Genomic DNA, 21223 nt, shown 5'->3' on the forward strand with positions numbered 1-21223 from the left:
ACTTAACCTCGCAGCAACATCGAAGCGCTTCGACTGCCGGGCCTGCCGCTCAGAAGTCCGCATCTCTCCGAGGACCGCTTCAGCTCAGCCAGTTCCACTCAAGACACCGCAGCCGACGGCTCCACCGCCGGGTGTCCTGCTGTGCGCCACGAAGGGTTGACGCAATGACGCCGAACTCCGCCACCTCCGCTCCCAGCCGGAGAAGCTTCCTCGCCTCCACGGCGGTCGCCGCGGCCGCCGTGGCCGGCGGCATGCCGCTGCTCACCGCCTGCGGCGGGCAGGACGGCAACAAGGAGGGCACGACCTCCGGCAAGGACGCCCAGAAGATCCTTCCGGCCTTCGTGGCGTCGAGCGTCGTGACGCCCGACATTCCGGCGAAGAACGGTTCGGCGGCGGGGTTCACCCAGGCGATCGCCCTGGACGGGCTGAAGGCGTCGGTGCCGAAGAAGCTCGGCAGCGGCGGCAAGCTGAAGGTCATGGCGCCCCTGTGGGGCACCCCGCCGTCCAACGGCAACGCCTACTACAAGGCCATGAACGAGGCCGTCGGCGTCGACGTGACCTGGCAGAACCAGGACGGCAACACCTACGACGAGAAGTTGGGCGCGGTCCTCGCCTCCAGCGACATCCCGGACGTGGTGGTCGTCCCGGGCTGGAATCTGATGGGCAAGATCCCCAGCGCCGTCAACGCCAAGTTCGCCGACCTCGGCCCGCACCTGTCGGGCGACAAGGTCAAGGACTATCCGAACCTCGCGGCCGTCCCCACCGACGCCTGGCAGCGCGCCATCTTCGGCGGGAAACTGCGGGCGATCCCGATGCCCGCCTCGTACGTCAACAACATCGCGCCCTTCTACCGCAAGGACATCTTCGCCAAGAAGGGTTACCAACTCCCCAAGAGCGCGGACGAGTTCCTGTCCTGGGCCAAGGACGCGACGAGCGCCAGGGCGAAGGTGTGGGCCTGCGACGACCTGAAGTGGACCGCCTTCAACATGTTCGGGGTGCTGTCCGGCAGCGACAAGGCGCTGTGGTGGAACCTCGACGGCGGCAAGCTGATCAACCGCATCGAGACCGACGAGTACCTCGAAGCCCTGGAGTGGACCCGCAAGCTCTACGCGGCCGGCGTGGTCCACCCCGACGCCAAGGCCGTCAAGGGCGACGCGTCCAACCGGTTCGGCGCCGGACAGGTGCTCGTCTTCAACGGAGACCTGTCCTACTGGTACGGCAAGACCGCCGAACAGCGCACCCAGAACGCCGACTTCGAGATGGCCGCGTTCGACATCTTCGGCCACGACGGCGGCGACCCCGCCCTGTGGGCCGTCCAGCCCGCCAACATCTTCACCTTCGTCAACAAGAAGGCGTCCGAGCAGCAGATCAAGGACTTCCTCGCGCTGGCCAACTTCTGTGCCGCCCCGTTCGGCACCAAGGAGCGCATGCTCACCGACTACGGGGTCGAGGGCGCCGACTTCGAGCTCAAGAAGGGGCTGCCCACCAAGACCACGCAGGGCACCAACGAGGTCAACGGCGCCTACGACTACACCGGCGACCCGGCCGCCTATCTCGCGCACCCCGACCTGCCCGAGATCGCCAGGCTCCAGGTCGAGTGGCAGCAGCGCATGGGCGCCTTCACCAAGAAGTCGTCCTTCTACGGCCTGACCGTCACCGAGCCCAACCGGTGGACCAACCTCGCCAACGACTTCGAGCAGCTCGAGGACGACATCGTGCGCGGCCGCAAGAAGATCGCCGACATGCAACAGGCGGTCTCCGACTGGAAGCAGAAGGGCGGCGACGGCCTGCGCGCCTGGTACAAGAAGCTGCTCGACGACAACGGCTCCGCGGCCAAGTGACCCAGGGCTGAGGCAAGGAGGAGGCCGTGTCCCACAGCACGGTGCCCCGGAGCAGGGCCGATGCGACGACGGGCGGGCGGACGCCGGGCGAGGACGCGCCCGGCGGGAGCGCCGGGAAGGCGGCCGCGAGACGTGCGGCCAGGCGGGCGGGGCGGCGTACCGGCCGGCTGGAGCTGCGGCTGCGGTTCAGACGCGACCGCACCCTGATCCTGATGACGCTGCCGGCGGTCGCGCTGGTCCTCGTCTTCACCTACATACCGGTGCTCGGCAACGTCGTAGCCTTCCAGGACTACGACCCGTATCTGAGCGACAACGGCTTCGTCGCCATGCTCCAGAGCCCCTGGGTCGGCTTCGAGAACTTCCAGCGGATCTTCGAGGACTCGGCGTTCTGGCACGCGGTGCAGAACACCTTCGTGCTGTTCTTCCTCCAGCTGGTGCTCTACTTCCCGATCCCGATCCTGCTCGCGCTGCTCATCAACAGCGTCGTCAGGCCCCGGGTCCGGGCGGTCGCCCAGGCGATCATGTACCTCCCGCACTTCTTCTCGTGGGTCCTCGTCGTCACCGTCTTCCAGCAGATCTTCGGCGGCGCCGGCATCATCGCGCAGACCCTGCGCCAGCACGGACACAAGGGCATCGACCTGATGACCGACCCGGGGATCTTCAAGTTCCTGGTGACGGCCGAGGGCGTCTGGAAGGACGCGGGCTGGGGCATCATCGTCTTCCTCGCCGCCCTCTCGTCCGTGTCGAACGACCTGTACGAGGCCGCCGCGATGGACGGCGCCGGACGCTGGCGGCGGATGTGGCACATCACGCTGCCCGCCCTGCGCCCCGTGATCGCCCTGCTGCTGGTACTCCGCGTCGGCGACGCGCTGACGGTCGGGTTCGAGCAACTGCTGCTCCAGCGCGATTCCGTGGGTCCCGGAGCCTCCGAGGTCCTCGACACCTACGTGTGGTGGAACGGCATCCGCAACCAGGACTTCGGGTACGCCGCTGCCGCCGGCCTCGTCAAGGGTGTCGTGGGCCTCGGACTCGTCCTGACCGCCAACAAGGTCGCCCATCTCATGGGTGAGCAGGGGGTGTACAAGAAATGACCGCCGTCATGGACAAGTCCGCCGTCCGGCCGGCCCGCCCGCCGGGCCGGTGGGCGGCGCCGCCCCGGCCGCCCTGGGAGGAGGAGCCGAGCAGGGCCGGGATCGCGGGCAAGGGGCTCGCCCTCACGCTCGCCGCCCTCGCGATCCTCTTCCCGCTGTGGATCGTCGTCGTCACGAGCCTGCAGTCGAAGAAGACCATCGACGCCGCCGGAGGCCTGGTGGTGATCCCCAAGGGCGTCACCTTCATCGCCTACCAGGAACTGCTCGGCGGCGGCCAGGTGCAACGTGCCGCCCTGGTCAGCCTCGGGGTGACGCTGGTCGGCACCCTCTTCAGCATGGCCGTCTCGGTCCTGTGCGCGTACGGACTGTCGCGCATCGGCTCGCTCGGTCACCGCTGGCTGCTGATGCTGCTGCTCGCGACGATGTTCTTCGGCGCGGGACTCATCCCCACCTATCTGCTGGTGCAGGCGCTCGGCCTCACCGACACCTACCTCGCGCTGATCCTTCCGAGCGCGGTCAGCGTCTTCAACATCCTGGTGCTGCGCGCGTTCTTCATGGGCATCTCGCCGGAACTGGTCGACAGCGCACGCATCGACGGCGCGGGCGACTGGCGCATCCTCTGGAAGATCGTGATGCCGTTGTCGCGGGCCGTGCTCGCGGTGATCTCCCTCTTCTACGCGGTCGGGTACTGGAGCGCCTGGTTCAACGCCTCCATCTACCTCACCGACCAGGACATGATGCCGTTGCAGAACGTCATGATCCAGCTGGTGCAGAAGCAGGAGCGTCCGGTCGGTCTCGCGACCCAGGTGAACACCGGGCAACTGTCGCCGCTCGCGATCCAGATGGCCGTCATGGTGCTGGCGCTGCTGCCCGTCGCCGTCCTCTCGCCCTTCGTCCAGCGGCACTTCAAGAAGGGGATGCTCACCGGGGCGGTGAAGGGCTGACCTGGGGTCCGCCCGCTCTGCTTCGCCTCGTCGTTCGGGTCGGCCGGTCCGGGGTGCCGGGTGCTCCTGCTGTCCACCGGCCGCGGGTTCGTCGTGGCCGGTCGGGCAGTTCCCCGCGCCCCTGGGCGGCGCAGTCCTTGCCGCCTCTGATCAGTGCCGTCCCTGATCCCTTCCCTCCTTCACGAACGAGGTATGTCATGCGCACGCCCCGACCGGGCAGAAGAACCGTGCTCGCCGGAAGCGCCGCCGCGGCTGCGGTCGCCGCCATGCCCGGCGTCGCCGCGGCGGCACCGGGCGGCCCGACGGACAAAGCCGCCGCGGACCCGGCGCCGTACCGCTGGCGCAACGTCGTCGTCGGCGGCACCGGCTTCGTCACCGGTGTCCTCTTCCACCCCGCCGTACGCGGTCTCGCCTACGCCCGCACGGACATAGGCGGCGCCTACCGCTGGGACGACCGGACGGCCCGCTGGACGCCGCTGACCGACCACCTCGGCTGGGACGACTGGAACCTGCTCGGCGTGGAGGCACTGGCCGTCGACCCCGCCCACCCGGACCGCCTGTACCTCGCCGTCGGCACCTACGCACAGTCCTGGGCGGGCAACGGCGCCGTCCTGCGCTCCGAGGACCGCGGCACCACCTGGGCGCGCACCGACCTGTCCGTGAAACTCGGCGCCAACGAGGACGGGCGCGGCTCGGGAGAACGCCTTCTCGTCGATCCCCGCGACAGCGCCGTCCTGTGGCTGGGCACCCGGCACGACGGGCTGCTCAGGTCCACCGACCGGGGGGCCACCTGGTCCGCCGCGACCGGTTTCCCGGCGAAGGCGAACCCCACCGGGCAGGGTGTCACGTTCCTCGCCGCGGCCGGGCGCACCGTCTACGCCGGCTGGGGCGACGGCGACGGCACCCCGGGCACGCCGAACCTCTACCGCACGGCCGACGGCACCCGCTGGGAGGCCGTCCCCGGGCAGCCCGCGGGCAGCTCCGCCAGGATCCCGCTCCGCGCCGCGTACGACCCGCACACTCGGGAGCTGTACGTGACGTACGGCGACGCGCCCGGCCCCAACGGGCAGACCGACGGCAGCGTGCACAAGCTGCGCACCGCCACCGGAACATGGACCGAGGTGACCCCGGTCCGGCCGGGCGGCACCACGGCCGACGGCTCGGCGGACACCTTCGCCTACGGCGGGGTCGCGGCCGACGTCCGCAGGGCGGGCACGGTCGTCGTGTCCACCAACAACCGCTGGGCGGACGGCGACACCGTGTTCCGGACCGCCGACGGCGGCCGTACCTGGACCTCCCTGAAGGACACGGCCGTCCTCGACGTGTCCGAGACCCCCTACCTCAAGTGGGGCGGTGACCGGCCCAAGTTCGGCTGGTGGATCCAGGCGGTGGCCGTCGACCCGTACGACTCGGGGCACGTCGTGTACGGCACCGGAGCGACCCTCTACGCCACCCGCGACCTCAGGCACTGGGCGCCGCAGATCCGGGGCCTCGAGGAGTCGGCCGTGCGCCTGCTGATATCGCCCCCGTCCGGCGCGGCGCATCTGATCAGCGGAGTCGGGGACATCGGGGTCCTCCACCACGAACGGCTCACGGCGTCCCCCTCACGCGGCATGGCCACGAACCCCGTGTCCGGCACGGCGACGGGACTCGCGCAGGCCGCGGCCGAGCCGTCGTACGTCGTCCGCACGGGCTGGGGCGACAACGGAAACGGCGCCCACTCCCACGACGGAGGGCGGACCTGGACGCCCTTCCTGGCGCAGCCCGCCCTCGGCAAGGACGCGCCGGGGCCGATCGCCGTCAACGCCGACGGCAGCGTCCTGCTGTGGTCCTTCGTCCACTGGGACGGCACCAAGTACGCGGCGCACCGCTCGACGGACGGCGGCGCAACCTGGGCCGAGGTCCCCTCGTTCCCGAAGGGCGCCACACCGCTCGCCGACCCGGTGGACCCGACCGTGTTCTACGCGTACGACACGGACACGGGAACGCTGTACGCGAGCACGGACGGCGGCGGCTCCTTCGGCGCCCGCGCCGGCGGACTGCCCTCAGGGGACGACCAATTCAGGCTGGCCGCGGCACCGGGACGCAGCGGCGACCTGTGGCTGAGCCTGAAGGGGAACGGGCTGTACCGGTCCACCGACGGCGGCACGGGCTTCGACAAGGTGACCAGTTGCTGGGCCTCGTACGCCCTCGGCTTCGGAAAGGCGGCCGACGGCGCGGACTACCCCGCCCTCTACCAGGTCGGCTCGACCGGGCCGGGCACCGCGGTCCTCCGCTCCGACGACACCGCCCGGACCTGGATCCGGATCAACGACGACGCCCACCAGTGGGGCTGGACCGGTGAGGTCGTCAGCGGCGACCCCCGTATCCACGGCCGTGTGTACCTCGGCACCAACGGCCGGGGCATCCAGTACGGAGACCCGGTCTGATGCGCGCACACCAGCGACCGAGCCTCGCCGACGCGACCCGCGGCCGCATCCTCTTCGGCGGCGACCACAACCCCGAGCAGTGGCCCGAGGAGACCTGGCACGAGGACGTCCGCCTCATGAAGGAGGCCGCCGTCAACTCCGTCACCCTCGGCGTCTTCTCCTGGGCGAAGCTCGAACCACGTCCCGGGGCACGCGAGTTCGGCTGGCTCGACCGGCTGATGGACCTGATGCACGACCACGGCGTCGGTGTCGTCCTCGCCACCCCGACCTCCTCGCCCCCGCCGTGGATGGGTCGCCTGCACCCCGAGACCCTGCCCCGCGACGCGGAGGGCCGCACCGAATGGTGGGGCTCCCGCCAGCACTTCTCCCACTCCAGCGCCGTCTACCGCAGGTACGCCGCCGCCATCACGGACGACCTGGCCGCCCGGTACGCGGGCCACCCGGCCCTCACGATGTGGCACATCAACAACGAGTACTGCACCTACGACTACGGCGACGAGGCGGCCGCCGGCTTCCGCCGCTGGCTCCAGGACAGGTACCAGACCCTCGACGCCCTCAACCACGCCTGGGGCACGGCCTTCTGGGGCCAGGGATACGACCGCTGGAGCGAGATCCTCCCGCCCCGCCACGCCCACTACATGAAGAACCCGACGCAGGTGCTCGACTTCCGCCGCTTCACCTCCGACATGCTTCTGGAGTGCTTCGTCGCCGAACGGGACATCGTCCGCAGGCACGCCCCGCACATCCCGGTCACCAGCAACTTCATGCCCCTGTGGGCGGGACAGGACGCGTGGCGGTGGGCGCGGGAGGAGGACGTCGTCTCGGTCGACCTCTATCCCGACCCGCGCGACCCCCTCGGCGCCCAGTACGGGGCGCTCGTCCAGGACATGACGCGCTCCCAGGCGGCGGGCGGGCCCTGGATGCTCATGGAGCAGGCGGCCGGAGCGGTCAACTGGCGCGGCGTCAACCACCCCAAGCCGCGCGGCCTCAACCGGCTGTGGTCCCTCCAGGCCGTGGCGCGCGGCGCCGACGCCGTCTGCTACTTCCAGTGGCGCCAGTCCCGGCAGGGCGCCGAGAAGTTCCACTCGGGGATGGTCGGCCACGCGGGGGAGCGGGGACGCACCTTCCAGGAGGTCAAGCAGCTCGGTGCCGAACTCGCCGTGATCGGCTCCGAGGTGGCGGGCACCCGCATCACCGCCGACGTCGCCGTGCTGCACGACTGGAACTCCTGGTGGGCGGGGGAGCACGACGGCCGCCTCTCCCAGGAGGTCGACCACCCCCAGGTCCTGCGGGCCTGGCACCGCGCCCTGTGGGAGGCACACCTCACCACGGACTTCGCGCACCCCGAGCACGACCTGTCCGCGTACCGGCTCGTCGTCGCCCCGCAGCCCTACCTGCTCACGGACGCCGCGATCGACAATCTCCTCGCCCACGTACGCGACGGCGGCACCCTCGTCTGCGGCTTCCTCACCGGTGTCGCCGACGAGGACGACCGGGTCCGGCCCGGCGGCATGGACGCCCGGCTCCGAGAGCTCTTCGGCATCCGCACGCTGCACGAGTGGTGGCCGCTGGACGCGGGGGAGACCGCCGAGTGCGACGGCTTTCGCGGGACGCTGTGGTCCGAGGAGCTGGAGGCCGAGGAGGACGCGGTCGTCGAGGCCGCGTACAAGGGCGGCGAACTGGACGGGTTGCCCGCGGTGCTGCGCAAGGGCACGGCCTGGTACCTCTCCACCCTGCCCGAACCCGACGCGCTGCGCGCCCTGCTGGCCGGCGTCGCGGACCGTGCCGGCCTGCGCCCGGTGCTCGAAGGCCTTCCGGACGGAGTCGAGGCCGTCCGGCGCGGCGCACTGCTCTTCCTGCTCAACCACCGGCCCGACGCCGTCACGGTCGCGGTGCCGGGACGCCACCGCGACCTGCTCACCGGCGACCGTGTGAGCGGCTCGGTGCGGCTGGAGCGCCACGGAGCGGTGGTGCTCCAGCCATGACCGGCCCCACCCGCGACAGGAACGGGTCCGCGCACGGCGCGGGCCACGGCGCCCGCCGGACGAGCGGGCGCGCCGGCGGCCCGGCCTCCTCCGCGCCCGGGACGAGCGACCGCACCGGGCCCGTCCACGGCACCTGGGAGCCGTTGCCCGCCGGCCGCTGGGAGGACGCCTTCCTGAGCGGGAACGGCACACACGGCGCCATGGTGTTCGGAGATCCGAACAGTGACCGGATCATCGTCAACCATCACCGCCTGGTCCGGCCGAACGGCAGCGCGGACGCCCGGCCCCCCGCGCTGGCCGACCGTCTCACGGAGCTTCAGGACCGCTTGCTGGCGGGAGACGTCACGGCCGGGGAGGACTTCACCGACGGGCGCCCGCTGCTGTGGGTGCAGCCCTTTCACCCCGCCTTCCAGGTGCGGCTGCGCCGCCCGGCCGCACAGTGGCAGGCCTACCGGCGCGAGTCCGACTTCACCACCGGCGTCGTCGGCGCCGTGTGCGGCGGCTGGCGCAGCGACGTCTTCGTCTCCCGCGCCGACGACGTCGTCGTCCAGTACGTCACCGACGCGGACCTCACCGTCGACGTGACCCTGGACCACCGGCTGCCAGGGGCCCCCGCGGGCCTCGCGGTGGGGCACGGCACGGTCCTGACCCGCGAGGGCGCCGTACTCACCCTGCGGGCCCGCTACCCCGACAGCGACCGCGCGTACACCGGGGTGACGCTCGTCGTCGTCTCCGGCGGCCGGACCCGGTCCGTGCTGCCCGGCGTCCGGATCGAGGGCGCCCGCTCGGTCCTCCTGCTGACGCGGGTGAGGCGGCACACGGGTGAACTGGACGCGACGGCGGAGGCCCGCGCACTCCGCGACCTGCTGCTCCCGGACGAGAGCCACGACGATCCGGAGCGGCTCGGAGACCGGGACCGACACGGCGACCCGGACCAGTTCGACGATCCGGACCGGGACGGGCGCCGGGACCAGGTCCGCCACGGCGACGGGGACCGGGACGGGCGCCGGGACCAGGTCCGCCACGGCCACCGCAGCCAGGACCGGCACCGGACGGAAGACGCCGCGCCGGACGGCGGTGACGCGTACGCCCGGCTGCTCGCCCGGCACACCGCGCTGCACCGCCCCGCCTACCGGCGGGTCACGCTGGACCTGCGCGCCGGCCCCGCCGAACGCGCCCTGCCGGGCTCGGAACTGATCAGCCGCCCCCAGAGCCCCGCTCTCCTGGAGCGGCTCTTCGCGGCCGGCCGCCACCACCTGCTGTCCGCGGCCGGCACTCTGCCGCCACGGCTGACCGGGCTGTGGACGGGCGACTGGGACACCGCATGGTCCGGGGCGTTCACCACGGACGCCAACCTCAACCTCCAGACCGCGTCGGCGGCAGCGGCGGCGCTCCCGGAGGTCACCGAGGCCCATGCCGCACTGATCCACGCCCAGATCCCCCAGTGGCGCGACAACGCGCGCGCCGTCTACGGCACCCGGGGCGTCGTCGCCCCCGCACACACCGACGGCGAGTCCGGCCACCTCTACCACCTCAGCCGCGAGTACCCGCTGCACGTGTGGACCGCCGGCGCCGACTGGCTCCTCAAGCCGCTCGTGGACCACGACGAGACACGCGGTGCCCGCGATCCCCGCCTGGCCGCAGCCCTTGCCGAAGTGGCCCTCTTCTACGAGGACTTCCTCACCCGCAGCGACGACGACGGCCGCATCGTGATCGTCCCGTCGTACTCCCCGGAGAACCGGCCCGCGAACGCCGGCTGGATCACCGTCAACTCCGCCATGGACCTCTCCGCGGCCCGCCACGCACTGCGCACCGCCGCCGACTACCACCCCGGACCCGCCGCCGAACGCTGGCGCGCGCTCGCCGACCGGCTGCCGCCGCACCGGGTCAACGCCGATGGCGCGCTGGCCGAATGGGCCCGGCACGGCCTCGACGACACCTACGACCACCGGCACCTCAGTCACCTCTACGGCGTCTGGCCGCTCGACGAGATCACCCCGTACGACACCCCCGCACTGGCCGCGGCGGCCCGCCGGGCCCTCGAACTGCGCGGCTCCGAGAACGACTCCGCGCACGGCCACCTCCACCACGCCTTGGTGGCCACCCGTCTCGGGGACGCCGGCCGGGTGACCCGGGCCCTGCACGAGGTCCTCGCCGGGGACTTCTTCCACGTCTCCCTGATGAGCGGGCACTACCCGAAGCGCCACGTCTACAACGCCGACGCCGCGCACACCCTCCCGGCCGTGCTCATCGAGTCACTGATCCAGTCCACCCCGCAGCGGCTCGTCCTGTTCCCCGCGCTCCCCGCCACGCTCCCCGCCGGTGAACTCCGCGGCATCCGCACGAGGTTCGGCGCCGAGGTCGACCTCGCCTGGAGCCCCGCGGGAGCGACGGCGGTGGTGAGACCGGGCCGTACCTGCCGCGTCGACCTCAGGACTTCCACCGGCGCGCGACCGCTCTCCTTGAGCGCCGGCGAAGACTGCGTCCTCAGCCTGGGGCCGCAGTGACCGAGTGAATCCGCAGTTCCCCCCACCCATGGAAGGGACACCATGGCACTTCGCACACTGAAGAGGATCACCAAGGCCCTCGTCGCCCCCGCACTCGCGCTCGGCGCCACGGTCGGCCTCGCCTCCGCCCCCGCACAGGCCGCCGTCTGGTCCTCCTGCGACCAGTGGGGCAACACCACGCTGAACGGCTACACGCTCTACAACAACATCTGGGGATCCGGCGCCGGCAGCCAGTGCATCTGGGCCAACTCCGGCACCAGCTGGGGCGTATGGGCGAACCACCCCGACACCGGCGGCATCAAGTCCTACCCCAACTCCAAGAAGTACGTCGGCAGGACGATCTCGGGGCTGTCCTCCCTCACCAGCACCTACAACGTCACGGTCCCGTCCTCCGGCGCCTACAACACGTCGTACGACATCTGGGACACCGACTACGACTACGAGACCATGCTCTGGGTCAACTACAACGGCGCCGTCGGCGCGCTCGGCACCTCCCAGGGCACGCTCACCCTCGGCGGCAACACCTGGACCGTCTACAAGGGCAACAACGGCTCGAACGACGTCTTCTCGTTCCTGCGCAGCTCGGACTCCACCTCCGGCACGATCGACATCCTCCCGATCCTGAAGTGGATCGCGAACACCAAGGGCTGGATGTCGAGCAGCGAGACCATCGGCGACGTGCAGTTCGGCTTCGAGATCACCTCGTCCTCGGGCGGCCTGGACTTCGCCGCCGACAATCTGACGGTCAGCAGCAGCTGACCCCCTCATGGGAGTGCGGCCGGTCCTCCGGGGGACCGGCCGCACTCGGCTGCCGGACTACCCGGCCACGGGCAGCCGCGCCCCGTCCCGCAGGAACAGCGGGATGCGGTCCAGCGGCGCGTCGACCGTCACGGCCGCGCCGCCTTCGTACGTCTCGCCCGTCCACGCGTCCGTCCAGCGGGCCCCCGCCGGCAGGTACGCCGTACGGGCGGTCGCCCCCGCCGTGAGCACCGGCGCGACCAGCAGATCGGGGCCGAAGAGGTACGCGTCGTCCACCGACCAGGCGGCCTGGTCGTCGGGGAACTCCAGGAACAGCGGGCGCATCACCGGCAGCCCCTCCTCGTGCGCCTGCCGCATGACGTCCAGCACGTACGGCTTCAGGCGCTCCCGCAGCAAGAGGTACTTCTCCAGGATCGCGCCGGCCTCCTCGCCGTACGACCAGACCTCGTTCGGGCCGCCGGTCATGTCCGGGCCCAGCGGCATGCCCGGGTCGCGGAAGCCGTGCAGACGCATCAGCGGGGACAGCGCGCCGAACTGGAACCAGCGGACCATGACCTCCCGGTACGCGGGGTCGTCCGGATCCCCGCCGTGGAAGCCGCCGATGTCGGTGTTCCACCACGGGATGCCGGACAGCGCGGTGTTGAGGCCCGCCGCGATCTGACGGCGCAGGGTCGGGAAGTCCGCGCCGATGTCGCCCGACCAGAGGGCCGCCCCGTAGCGCTGACTGCCCGCCCACGCCGAGCGGTTGAGGGTGACGATGTCCGTCCGGCCGGCGGCGAGCAGGCCCTCGAAGAAGGTGCGGGAGTTCTCCCGCGGATAGAGGTTGCCGACCTCCAGGCCGGGCCCCGCGTGATAGCGCAGGTTCTCCTGGAAGCCGGGCTTCAGCTCCGGCTCGCAGGCGTCCAGCCAGAAGGCCTTGATGCCGTACGGTTCGAGGTAGTTGTCCTTCACCCGCGACCAGAGGAAGTCCCGCGCGTCGGGGTTCGTCGCGTCGTAGAACGCCACCTGGACGGTGGACGCGACCCCCTTGTCCGGCCAGTCCGCGTGCGCCATCGGTCCGTACTGGGTGCCGATGAGATGGCCCCGCTGCTCCATGAGCTGGTGGTTCTCGGAGAGCGGCGAGACCGAGGGCCAGACGCTGACCACCAGCTCGACGCCCAGCTCGGACAGCTCCCGCTGCATGGCGGCCGGGTCCGGCCACTCGGCCGGGTCGAACTTCCAGTCGCCGAGGTGCGTCCAGTGGAAGAAGTCGCACACGATGACGTCCAGGGGCAGCCCGCGACGCTTGTACTCCCTTGCCACGGCGAGGAGTTCGTCCTGCGTTCGGTAGCGCAGCTTGCACTGCCAGAACCCGGCCGCCCACTCGGGCAGCATCGGTGTGCGGCCGGTGGCGGCGCTGTAGCGGCGCTGGGTGTCGGCCGGGGCGCCCGCCGTGATCCAGTAGTCGATCTGACGGGCCGAGTCGGCCACCCATCGGGTGCCGTTGCCCGCGAGCTCCACGCGGCCGATCGCCGGACTGTTCCACAGCAGGGTGTAGCCGCGGCTGGAGGTGAGCACGGGGATGGTGACCTCGGCGTTGCGCTGGACGAGGTCCAGGACCGCGCCCTTCTGGTCCAGCAGCCCGTGCTGGTGCTGTCCGAGGCCGTACAGCTTCTCACCCTCGTACGCGGCGAACCGCTGCTCCAGGCGGTGGTGGCCGTTCCCGGTCGGGGTGTACAGGCGGGGTCCTGGCCACCAGAAGTGGGCGCGTTCCTCGGCAAGCAGCTCGCCCCCGTCCGCGGTACGCACGAAGCGGATCATGCCCTCGGCGTCGACCTCGACGGTCAGCGCGCCCACCGTCAGCCGGCCCTCGCCGTCGAGGATCTTCACGGTGCTCTCGGTGGCCGGCGGCTCGTCGAGCAGTGCGCCGGGGAGGCCTTCGAGGAGCGGTCCGCCGAGGCGCGCACGGACCCGGACCGCGTCCGGCCCCCATGGTTCGATGCGGACGGTCTCCTGGCGTCCGCTCCACTCCAGCGCGCCGTCCCGCTCGCGGAACGTGCCGACGGTCGGGGAGGACTGCGCGAGGCTGACCGAGCTCGACGGGGTCTGGTTTTCGGCAGGCTGATTCACGTGGAGTGCTCCTGAAGGAAGGAGTGACGACGAACCCGGAACGGCCGTGACGGCCGCCGGGGCAGACGGGGCTGCCGCAACGCCCTTACGGACCGGGGCGGTTGCGCGGTACGTGGACTCGGGGAGCGGCCGGGGCCGTCCGGTGCCTTCGGGAACCGGCTGCTGCCGGTCCCGTTCTTCGGGGACGCGGCCGGAGCCGGTCCCGTGCCCTGACGGGCGTGGTCGGTGCGGTGGCGCCTCGGGCCCGCCGGTCAGGGCGGGCCGGTTGCCCACGCGGCGGCCCCGGCCGTGCCGCCGGTGCCTGTCCGTCCGTCTCCGGGGGACGGACGGACAAACTCCGCGACCGGCTCCGACGACTGGCCCGGCCCGGGGGCTTCCCGGTCGCGGTCCCGGTCCGGAAGTCCGGTCCCGGTCCGGAAGTCCGGTCCCGGACCGGATCCCGGGCCCGAGTGCGGGAGTCGTTCGATGCCACTGCCTTGGCCGGGGAGCGGCCCGGTGCTGCGCCAGAGCCCGGGAGCCGCCAGGGCCCGACGCCGGGCCCCTTGTGCGAGGGGAGGGGGCCCCGGCCGGGGAGCCGCCCGGTGCGCCCGGACGCCGTCCCGGGCGGGCCCGGGACGGCGTCAGGAAGCGGACGGCGCCGGACCCGTACTCGCCCGTACTGTCAACTCCGGTGCGATCAGGGCGACTTCGTCCTCACCGTGTCCGTCGAGCTTGGCGATCAGCTGCTCGACGGCGTGTCGGCCCATCTCCTGTGCGGGGATGGCGACCGAGGTCAGCCGCACCGAGGCCTGCGTCGCGACCTGGTCCGGGCAGATCGCGATCACCGACACGTCCTCCGGTACGGCCCGGCCCTGCTGGCGCAGCAGGGCGAGCAGCGGTTCCACCGCGGACTCGTTCTGCACGACGAAGCCCGTGGTGGCGGGGCGCTCGTCGAGGATCCGGGCGAGTGTCACGGCCATCGCGTCGTACCCGCCCTCGCAGGGGCGGTGCAGCACGCGCAGGCCCAGCTCCCGCGACCGGGACCGGAGCCCGTCGAGGGTGCGTTCGGCGAAGCCGGTGTGCCGTTCGTAGACGGCGGGCGCCTCGCCGATGACAGCGATGTCACGGTGTCCCAGCATCGCCAGATGCTCGGCGCACAGCGCGCCGGTGGCGCCGAAATCGAGGTCGACGCAGGTCAGTCCCGAGGTGTCGGCGGGCAGACCGATGAGCACGGACGGCTGGTCGGTCTCGCGCAGCAGCGGCAGCCGCTCGTCGTCGAGTTCGACGTCCATCAGGATCATCGCGTCGGCGAGCCCGCTGCCGGTGACCCGGCGGACCGCGTCGGGGCCCTCCTCACCGGTGAGCAGCAGGACGTCGTACCCGTGGATGCGGGCGGTGGTCGCCACCGCGATGGCGATCTCCATCATCACGGGTACGTACATGTCGGTGCGGAGCGGAACCATCAGCGCGATGATGTTGGACCGGCTGCTCGCCAGTGCGCGGGCGCCCGCGTTCGGGTGGTAGCCGAGCTCCTGGATGCTCTGCTCGACCCGCTGCCGGGTGTTCGCGGAGATGGACCGCTTGCCGCTGAGGACATAGCTCACCGTGCTCGCCGAGACTCCGGCGTGCTGGGCGACCTCGGCGAGGGTGACCATCCAGCTCTCCAAGCTTTGTGAAGCGCTTCGACAGTGCGCGTGTTGCGGACAGGGGAGTGAGGGTGGCTCGACAGTAGCCCGGTGGAGATGGTGTGTCCATAGGCTGTCGAAGCGCTTCGACAACGAAATTCCGGCGACGGGAATCCTCGGTGCCCCCCGGTAAGCCGCGGGGTGGGGTCCCGGGCGCCCCGACTCCTCGTGGGTCGCGATCCCGGACGCTCCCGGCGAGCCGGAGGGCTGCCGTCCCACGAGCTCCCCGGCGGTCTTCGCGAAGAGGATCCCGGGAGGCTCCCCGGCGCCCCGGGAAGGGTGCGGCGGCCGCTCGGTGGCCTGTGCAGACGTTCCCCCGAACGGCCCCCTGACGCAATATCGCGGACAGTGCCCGTCCGGGGCGGCGCGGACACGGCGCACCGGCCCCGAACCCGGGGGCGCGTACCGGCCGAACGCCGCGCGAGGACTGGTGGGGTCACCCTGGATCGGGTACATACGATCGAGTAGCACCGGTCGGTAATGATCGATGCTGATGAGCGATGAACGGCCCCAAGATCCCTATTCGCGGCGAGGTGAGCCTCATGTCCGCAACACCCCACAAGCCCACGGTCACGGAGCGTGAGGCCCGACAGGTCGCCGAGGCCGCGCGTGAACAGGACTGGCGCAAGCCGAGCTTCGCCAAGGAGCTGTTCCTCGGGCGCTTCCGGCTCGACCTGATCCATCCGCACCCGATGCCGTCCGACGAGGCCTCGCAGCGCGGCGAGGAGTTCCTCGCCAAACTGCGCGACTTCTGCGAGACGAAGATCGACTCCGCTCGCATCGAGCGTGAGGCGCGGATCCCGGACGAGACGATCGACGGGCTCAAGGAGCTCGGCGCCCTCGGCATGAAGATCGACACCAAGTACGGCGGCCTCGGGCTGACGCAGGTGTACTACAACAAGGCGCTGGCCCTGGTCGGTTCGGCGAACCCGGCGATCGGCGCGCTGCTCTCCGCGCACCAGTCGATCGGTGTCCCGCAGCCCCTGAAGATCTTCGGCACCCAGGAGCAGAAGGACGTCTTCCTGCCGCGCTGCGCCCGCACCGACATCTCGGCGTTCCTGCTGACCGAGCCCGACGTGGGCTCCGACCCGGCGCGGCTCGCCACGACCGCCGTGCCGGACGGTGACGACTACGTCCTCGACGGCGTGAAGCTGTGGACGACCAACGGTGTCGTCGCCGATCTGCTCGTCGTGATGGCGCGGGTGCCGAAGTCCGAGGGCCACAAGGGCGGCATCACGGCCTTCGTGGTCGAGGCGGGCTCCGAGGGCATCACGGTCGAGAACCGCAACGCCTTCATGGGTCTGCGCGGCCTGGAGAACGGCGTCACCCGCTTCCACCAGGTCCGGGTGCCCGCCGCGAACCGGATCGGCGCCGAGGGCGCCGGCCTCAAGATCGCCCTGACCACCCTCAACACCGGCCGGCTCTCCCTGCCCGCGATGTGCGTCGGCGCGGGCAAGTGGTGCCTGAAGATCGCCCGCGAGTGGTCGGCGGCCCGCGAACAGTGGGGCAGGCCGGTCGCCCTCCACGAGGCCGTCGGTGCCAAGATCTCCTTCATCGCGGCCACCACCTTCGCGCTGGAGGCCGTCGTCGACCTGTCCTCGCAGATGGCCGACGAGGACCGCAACGACATCCGGATCGAGGCGGCCCTCGCCAAGCTGTACGGCTCCGAGATGGGCTGTCTGATGGCGGACGAACTCGTCCAGATCCGTGGTGGCCGCGGCTTCGAGACGGCCGCCTCGCTCGCCGCCCGCGGCGAACGCGCCGTGCCCGCCGAACAGATCCTGCGCGACCTGCGCATCAACCGGATCTTCGAGGGCTCGACGGAGATCATGCACCTGCTGATCGCCCGCGAGGCCGTGGACGCCCACCTCTCGGTGGCCGGCGACCTCATCGACCCCGACAAGTCCCTCTCGGACAAGGCGAAGGCGGGCGCGAACGCCGGCGTCTTCTACGCCAAGTGGCTGCCGAAGCTGGTTGCGGGACCGGGTCAACTCCCGCGGTCGTACCACGAGTTCAACCAGCAGGTGGACCTGTCGCCGCATCTGCGGTACGTCGAGCGCAGCGCGCGCAAGCTCGCCCGCTCCACCTTCTACGCCATGTCCCGCTGGCAGGGCCGCATGGAGACCAAGCAGGGCTTCCTGGGCCGGATCGTCGACATCGGCGCCGAGCTCTTCGCGATGAGCGCGGCCTGCGTCCGCGCCGAGCACCTGCGCGCCACGGGTGAGCACGGCCGCGAGGCCTACCAGCTCGCCGACGCCTTCTGCCGCCAGTCCCGCATCCGCGTCGAGGAACTCTTCGGCCGCCTGTGGTCCAACACCGACGACCTCGACCGCAAGGTGGTCAAGGGAGTCCTGTCCGGCACCTACACCTGGCTGGAGGAGGGCGTCGTCGACCCGTCCGGCGAGGGCCCCTGGATCGCCGACGCGACTCCCGGAGCGAGCCGGAAGGAAAACGTCCGCCGGCCCATTCGCTGACCATTTTCCCCAGGAATTCACTGGGGTCCCGTTCGCCATTCCGCTGCTTGCCGCGCCGAACGTGTGCGCCGACAATGAACGGAATGGCGAACGGGGACGGCAGATGCGCCAAGGAGTCGGGGAAGAATACAGTCACGGTATTTCCGTACAGCTGACGCGCGCCCGCGGGGAGGCGTGGCGTCAGCTCGACGAGATGGATCTCGTACGGGCGCTGCGGACGGTGCGCGACGAAGTGCAGCCGCTGGCGCAGAAACTGCGCGAAGGGGCGCCGGAGACCTTCGAGGCACACCGCGACGCGCTCGCGGTCCTGCTCAACGACTGCGCGCTGGCCGTGGTCGACGAGGAGCCACGGCCGCCCGTGGCCTCCTTCGACGCGGTACGCATCCGGAGGATCGACCTCCGTGACGTCGACGCTCTGCTCGACGCCGGACGGCCGGGCGAACGGCCCGTGATCCAGCAGCTCCTCCGCGCCGCGCTCGACGTCGTCGACGACCCCGTGCTGCGCGAAGTGATCACCGCGAATCAACAGGGCGTCCATATTCTCCAGCGCGCGAATCGCTGGATCCGGATGCTCGCGGACGCCGTCTAGTTGCGGGGGAATTCCCATGTCAGGTAAAGGCCTCGACGCCCTGACCGGAAAAATCATGCGGGCGGGCGAGGGCAGGATGCTGCGGCGGCTGGAGCGCACAGCCGCCCAGGTGGGATCCCTGGAGGAGGAGTTCAAAGCCCTCACCGACGAGGAACTCCAGGCGCTCACACCGGAGTTCAAGACGCGGTACGCCGACGGCGAGAGCCTGGACGATCTGCTGCCCGAGGCCTTCGCCGCGATGCGCGAGGCGGCCCGGCGGACCCTCGGCATGCGCCACTTCGACGTGCAGGTCATGGGCGGCACGGCGCTCCACCTCGGCAACATCGCCGAGATGCACACGGGAGAGGGCAAGACGCTCGTCGGCACACTGCCCGTCTACCTGAACGCGCTGACCGGCAAGGGAGTCCACCTGGTCACGGTCAACGACTACCTGGCCGAGCGGGACGCCGCGTGGATGGGCCGGGCCTACCGGTTCATGGGGCTGACCGTCGGCGTGATCAAGACCGGGTCGACCCCGGCGGAGCGGCGCGCGCAGTACGCCTGCGACATCACCTACGGCACCAACACGGAGTTCGGCTTCGACTACCTGCGCGACAACATGGCCTGGTCGCAGGACGAACTGGTGCAGCGCGGCCACCACTTCGCGATCGTCGACGAGGCCGACTCGATCCTCATCGACGAGGCGCGCACCCCGCTGATCATCTCCGGCCCCGCCGACCAGCCCACCCACTGGTACGACGCCTTCGCCGGCTTCGCGCGGCGCATGGAAGGCGTACAGGTCCAGGAGGAGCAGTACACCACCCAGACGGACAAGGACCGCCTCGCCGAACTGCGCACCCGGTACGACTACGAGTACGACCCGAAGAAGCGCACCGTGGCGATCCTGGACCGGGGCGTCGAGTACCTCCAGGACCAGCTCGGCATCGACAGCCTCTACGAGTCCGACCACACCCCGCTCATCGGCCACCTGAACAACGCACTCAAGGCCAAGGAGCACTTCAAGCGCGACAAGGACTACGTGGTGGTCGACGGCGAGGTCCTCATCGTCGACGAGCACACCGGACGCATCCTCGCCGGACGCCGCTACAACGAGGGCCTGCACCAGGCGATCGAGGCCAAGGAAGGCGTGACGATCAAGGACGAGAACCAGACGCTCGCCACGATCACCCTGCAGAACTTCTTCCGCCTGTACACGAAGCTCGCGGGGATGACCGGCACCGCCATGACCGAGGCCGCCGAGTTCCACCAGATCTACAAGCTGCACGTCGTCCCGATCCCCACGAACCGGCCCATGGTCCGCCGCGACGACCCCGACCAGATCTACCGCACCGAGGAGGCGAAGTACGCCGCGATCCTCGCGGACATCGCGGAGAAGCACGAACAGGGCCAGCCGATCCTGGTGGGCACCACCTCCGTGGAGAAGTCCGAGGTGCTGTCGGCGCGGCTGAGGAAGCAGGGCATCCGGCACGAGGTGCTCAACGCCAAGAACCACCAGCGCGAGGCACAGATCGTCGCCCAGGCCGGCCGCAAGGGCGCCGTCACCGTGGCCACGAACATGGCGGGACGCGGCACCGACATCATGCTCGGCGGCAACCCCGAGGCGATGGCGCTCGCGGAGAGCGGGGACGAAGCGGACCCCCAGGAGCGGCGGCAGGTCCTCGACCGGATCACCGCCGCGGTCGCGGCCGAGCACGACGAGGTCAAGGAACTGGGCGGCCTCTACGTCCTCGGCACCGAGCGCCACGAGTCCCGGCGCATCGACAACCAGCTGCGCGGCCGCTCCGGCCGTCAGGGCGATCCCGGCGCCTCCCGGTTCTACCTCTCGCTCCAGGACGACCTGATGCGCCTGTTCCGCGCCAACGTGGTCGACCGGGTCATGGCCATGGCGAACGTGCCCGACGACATCCCCATCGAGAACAAGATGGTCACCCGCGCCATCGCCTCCGCACAGGCGCAGCTGGAGCAGCAGCACTTCGAGTCCCGCAAGGACGTCCTGAAGTTCGACGAGGTCCTCAACCGCCAGCGCACCCTCATCTACGCCGAGCGCCGCCGCGTCCTCGCGGGCGAGGACCTGCGCGAGCAGATCGTCCACTTCATGGACGACACCGTCCGCGCGTACGTCGAGGTCGAGACCGGAGAGGGCTTCCCGGAGGAGTGGGACCTGGAACGGCTGTGGAGCGCGCTGAGGCAGCTGTACCCGGTGGGCGTCTCGGTCGAGGAACTGGAGGACGCCGCGGGCGGCCGGGACGCCCTCACCACCGAGGGAGTGACCGACGCGATCACCGAGGACGTCCACGCGCGGTACGAGGAGCGCGAGACCGAGCTCGGCGCCGGGGTCCTGCGCGACCTGGAACGTCTGGTCGTGCTCTCCGTCCTGGACCGCAAATGGCGCGAGCACCTCTATGAGATGGATTACCTCCGCGACGGCATCGGACTGCGCTGGACGCTCGGCCGCGAACCGATCGTCGAGTACGAGCGCGAGGGCTTCGACATGTACATAGCCATGACCGACGCCATCAAGGAGGAGTCCGTCGGCTACGTCTTCAACCTCGACGCGGCGGGCCCCGGCGCCGAGAGCCTCGACCGCCGGGACCGTACCGACGGCCTGCACTTCACCGCGCCGACGCTCGACACGGCGGACGGCGTGGTCGAGGGCGCCTTCGCCCCCGCCGACGCCGCGCCCGCCGGACCGACCTCCGCCGACGCGCCCGGGACGGCGCCCGCACCCGACGGCCCCGGCCCTGCGCCGCGCGACGCCTCCCCGCGGTCCCGCGCCCGCACCGGGAACCGCAAGCAGCGCAGGCGCAGGCGGTAGGGGACGTCCAGGACCA

At 71.0% G+C, this 21223-nt stretch carries 12 protein-coding genes; 10 read left to right on the forward strand and 2 right to left on the reverse strand.

Annotated features, from left to right (window positions below; all coding sequences use genetic code 11):
* The first annotated feature begins 164 nt into the window (after positions 1 to 164).
* The 7 genes from ACZ4IF_RS25475 (at position 165) to ACZ4IF_RS25505 (ending at position 11556) form a co-directional block, all read left to right on the forward strand.
* A complete protein-coding gene (locus ACZ4IF_RS25475; protein ID WP_359492239.1) occupies positions 165 to 1841 on the forward strand; it encodes an extracellular solute-binding protein in 1677 nt (558 codons plus the stop codon).
* Between the two features lie 26 nt (positions 1842 to 1867).
* Positions 1868 to 2932 (forward strand): ABC transporter permease, encoded by a 1065-nt coding sequence (locus tag ACZ4IF_RS25480; RefSeq protein ID WP_467566584.1) that lies wholly within the window; start codon positions 1868 to 1870, stop codon positions 2930 to 2932.
* On the forward strand, positions 2929 to 3876 hold the full coding sequence (locus ACZ4IF_RS25485; RefSeq protein ID WP_359492235.1) for a carbohydrate ABC transporter permease: 948 nt from the start codon (positions 2929 to 2931) through the stop codon (positions 3874 to 3876). The genes ACZ4IF_RS25480 and ACZ4IF_RS25485 overlap by 4 nt, the downstream gene beginning before the upstream one ends.
* Positions 3877 to 4073: 197 nt before the next feature.
* Positions 4074 to 6305, forward strand: coding sequence for a 1,4-beta-glucanase (locus ACZ4IF_RS25490; protein ID WP_467566587.1), 2232 nt, complete (start codon positions 4074 to 4076; stop codon positions 6303 to 6305).
* A complete protein-coding gene (locus tag ACZ4IF_RS25495) occupies positions 6305 to 8290 on the forward strand; it encodes a beta-galactosidase (protein WP_467566590.1) in 1986 nt (661 codons plus the stop codon). Before ACZ4IF_RS25490 ends, ACZ4IF_RS25495 begins: the two co-directional genes overlap by 1 nt.
* The gene (locus ACZ4IF_RS25500) at positions 8287 to 10797 is read left to right on the forward strand and encodes a glycosyl hydrolase family 95 catalytic domain-containing protein (protein WP_467566593.1); all 2511 of its coding nucleotides are present in this window, start codon (positions 8287 to 8289) and stop codon (positions 10795 to 10797) included. The genes ACZ4IF_RS25495 and ACZ4IF_RS25500 overlap by 4 nt, the downstream gene beginning before the upstream one ends.
* 42 nt (positions 10798 to 10839) lie before the next feature.
* On the forward strand, positions 10840 to 11556 hold the full coding sequence (locus ACZ4IF_RS25505) for a glycoside hydrolase family 12 protein (protein WP_467566597.1): 717 nt from the start codon (positions 10840 to 10842) through the stop codon (positions 11554 to 11556).
* A gap of 57 nt (positions 11557 to 11613) precedes the next feature.
* Here the strand turns inward: ACZ4IF_RS25505 and ACZ4IF_RS25510 are convergent, their stop codons facing one another.
* Positions 11614 to 13665, reverse strand: a complete 2052-nt coding sequence (locus tag ACZ4IF_RS25510) for a glycoside hydrolase family 31 protein (protein WP_467566600.1) — start codon at positions 13663 to 13665, stop codon at positions 11614 to 11616.
* Between the two features lie 620 nt (positions 13666 to 14285).
* Complete coding sequence (locus ACZ4IF_RS25515) at positions 14286 to 15299, reverse strand: LacI family DNA-binding transcriptional regulator (RefSeq protein ID WP_467566603.1); 1014 nt, start codon at positions 15297 to 15299, stop codon at positions 14286 to 14288.
* Between the two features lie 572 nt (positions 15300 to 15871).
* Here ACZ4IF_RS25515 and ACZ4IF_RS25520 point away from each other — a divergent pair.
* The 3 genes from ACZ4IF_RS25520 to secA all read left to right on the forward strand — a co-directional run bounded on the left by ACZ4IF_RS25520 (position 15872) and on the right by secA (position 21207).
* Entirely contained in the window at positions 15872 to 17803 is a 1932-nt protein-coding gene (locus tag ACZ4IF_RS25520; RefSeq protein ID WP_467566605.1) for an acyl-CoA dehydrogenase family protein, read from the forward strand.
* Positions 17804 to 17996: 193 nt separating this feature from the next.
* A complete protein-coding gene (locus ACZ4IF_RS25525; RefSeq protein WP_467566608.1) occupies positions 17997 to 18392 on the forward strand; it encodes a hypothetical protein in 396 nt (131 codons plus the stop codon).
* 16 nt (positions 18393 to 18408) lie between these two features.
* Complete coding sequence (gene secA / locus ACZ4IF_RS25530) at positions 18409 to 21207, forward strand: preprotein translocase subunit SecA (protein WP_467566611.1); 2799 nt, start codon at positions 18409 to 18411, stop codon at positions 21205 to 21207.
* Positions 21208 to 21223 lie beyond the last annotated feature (16 nt).

It is taken from the genome of Streptomyces sp. NPDC025784 (assembly GCF_055558435.1).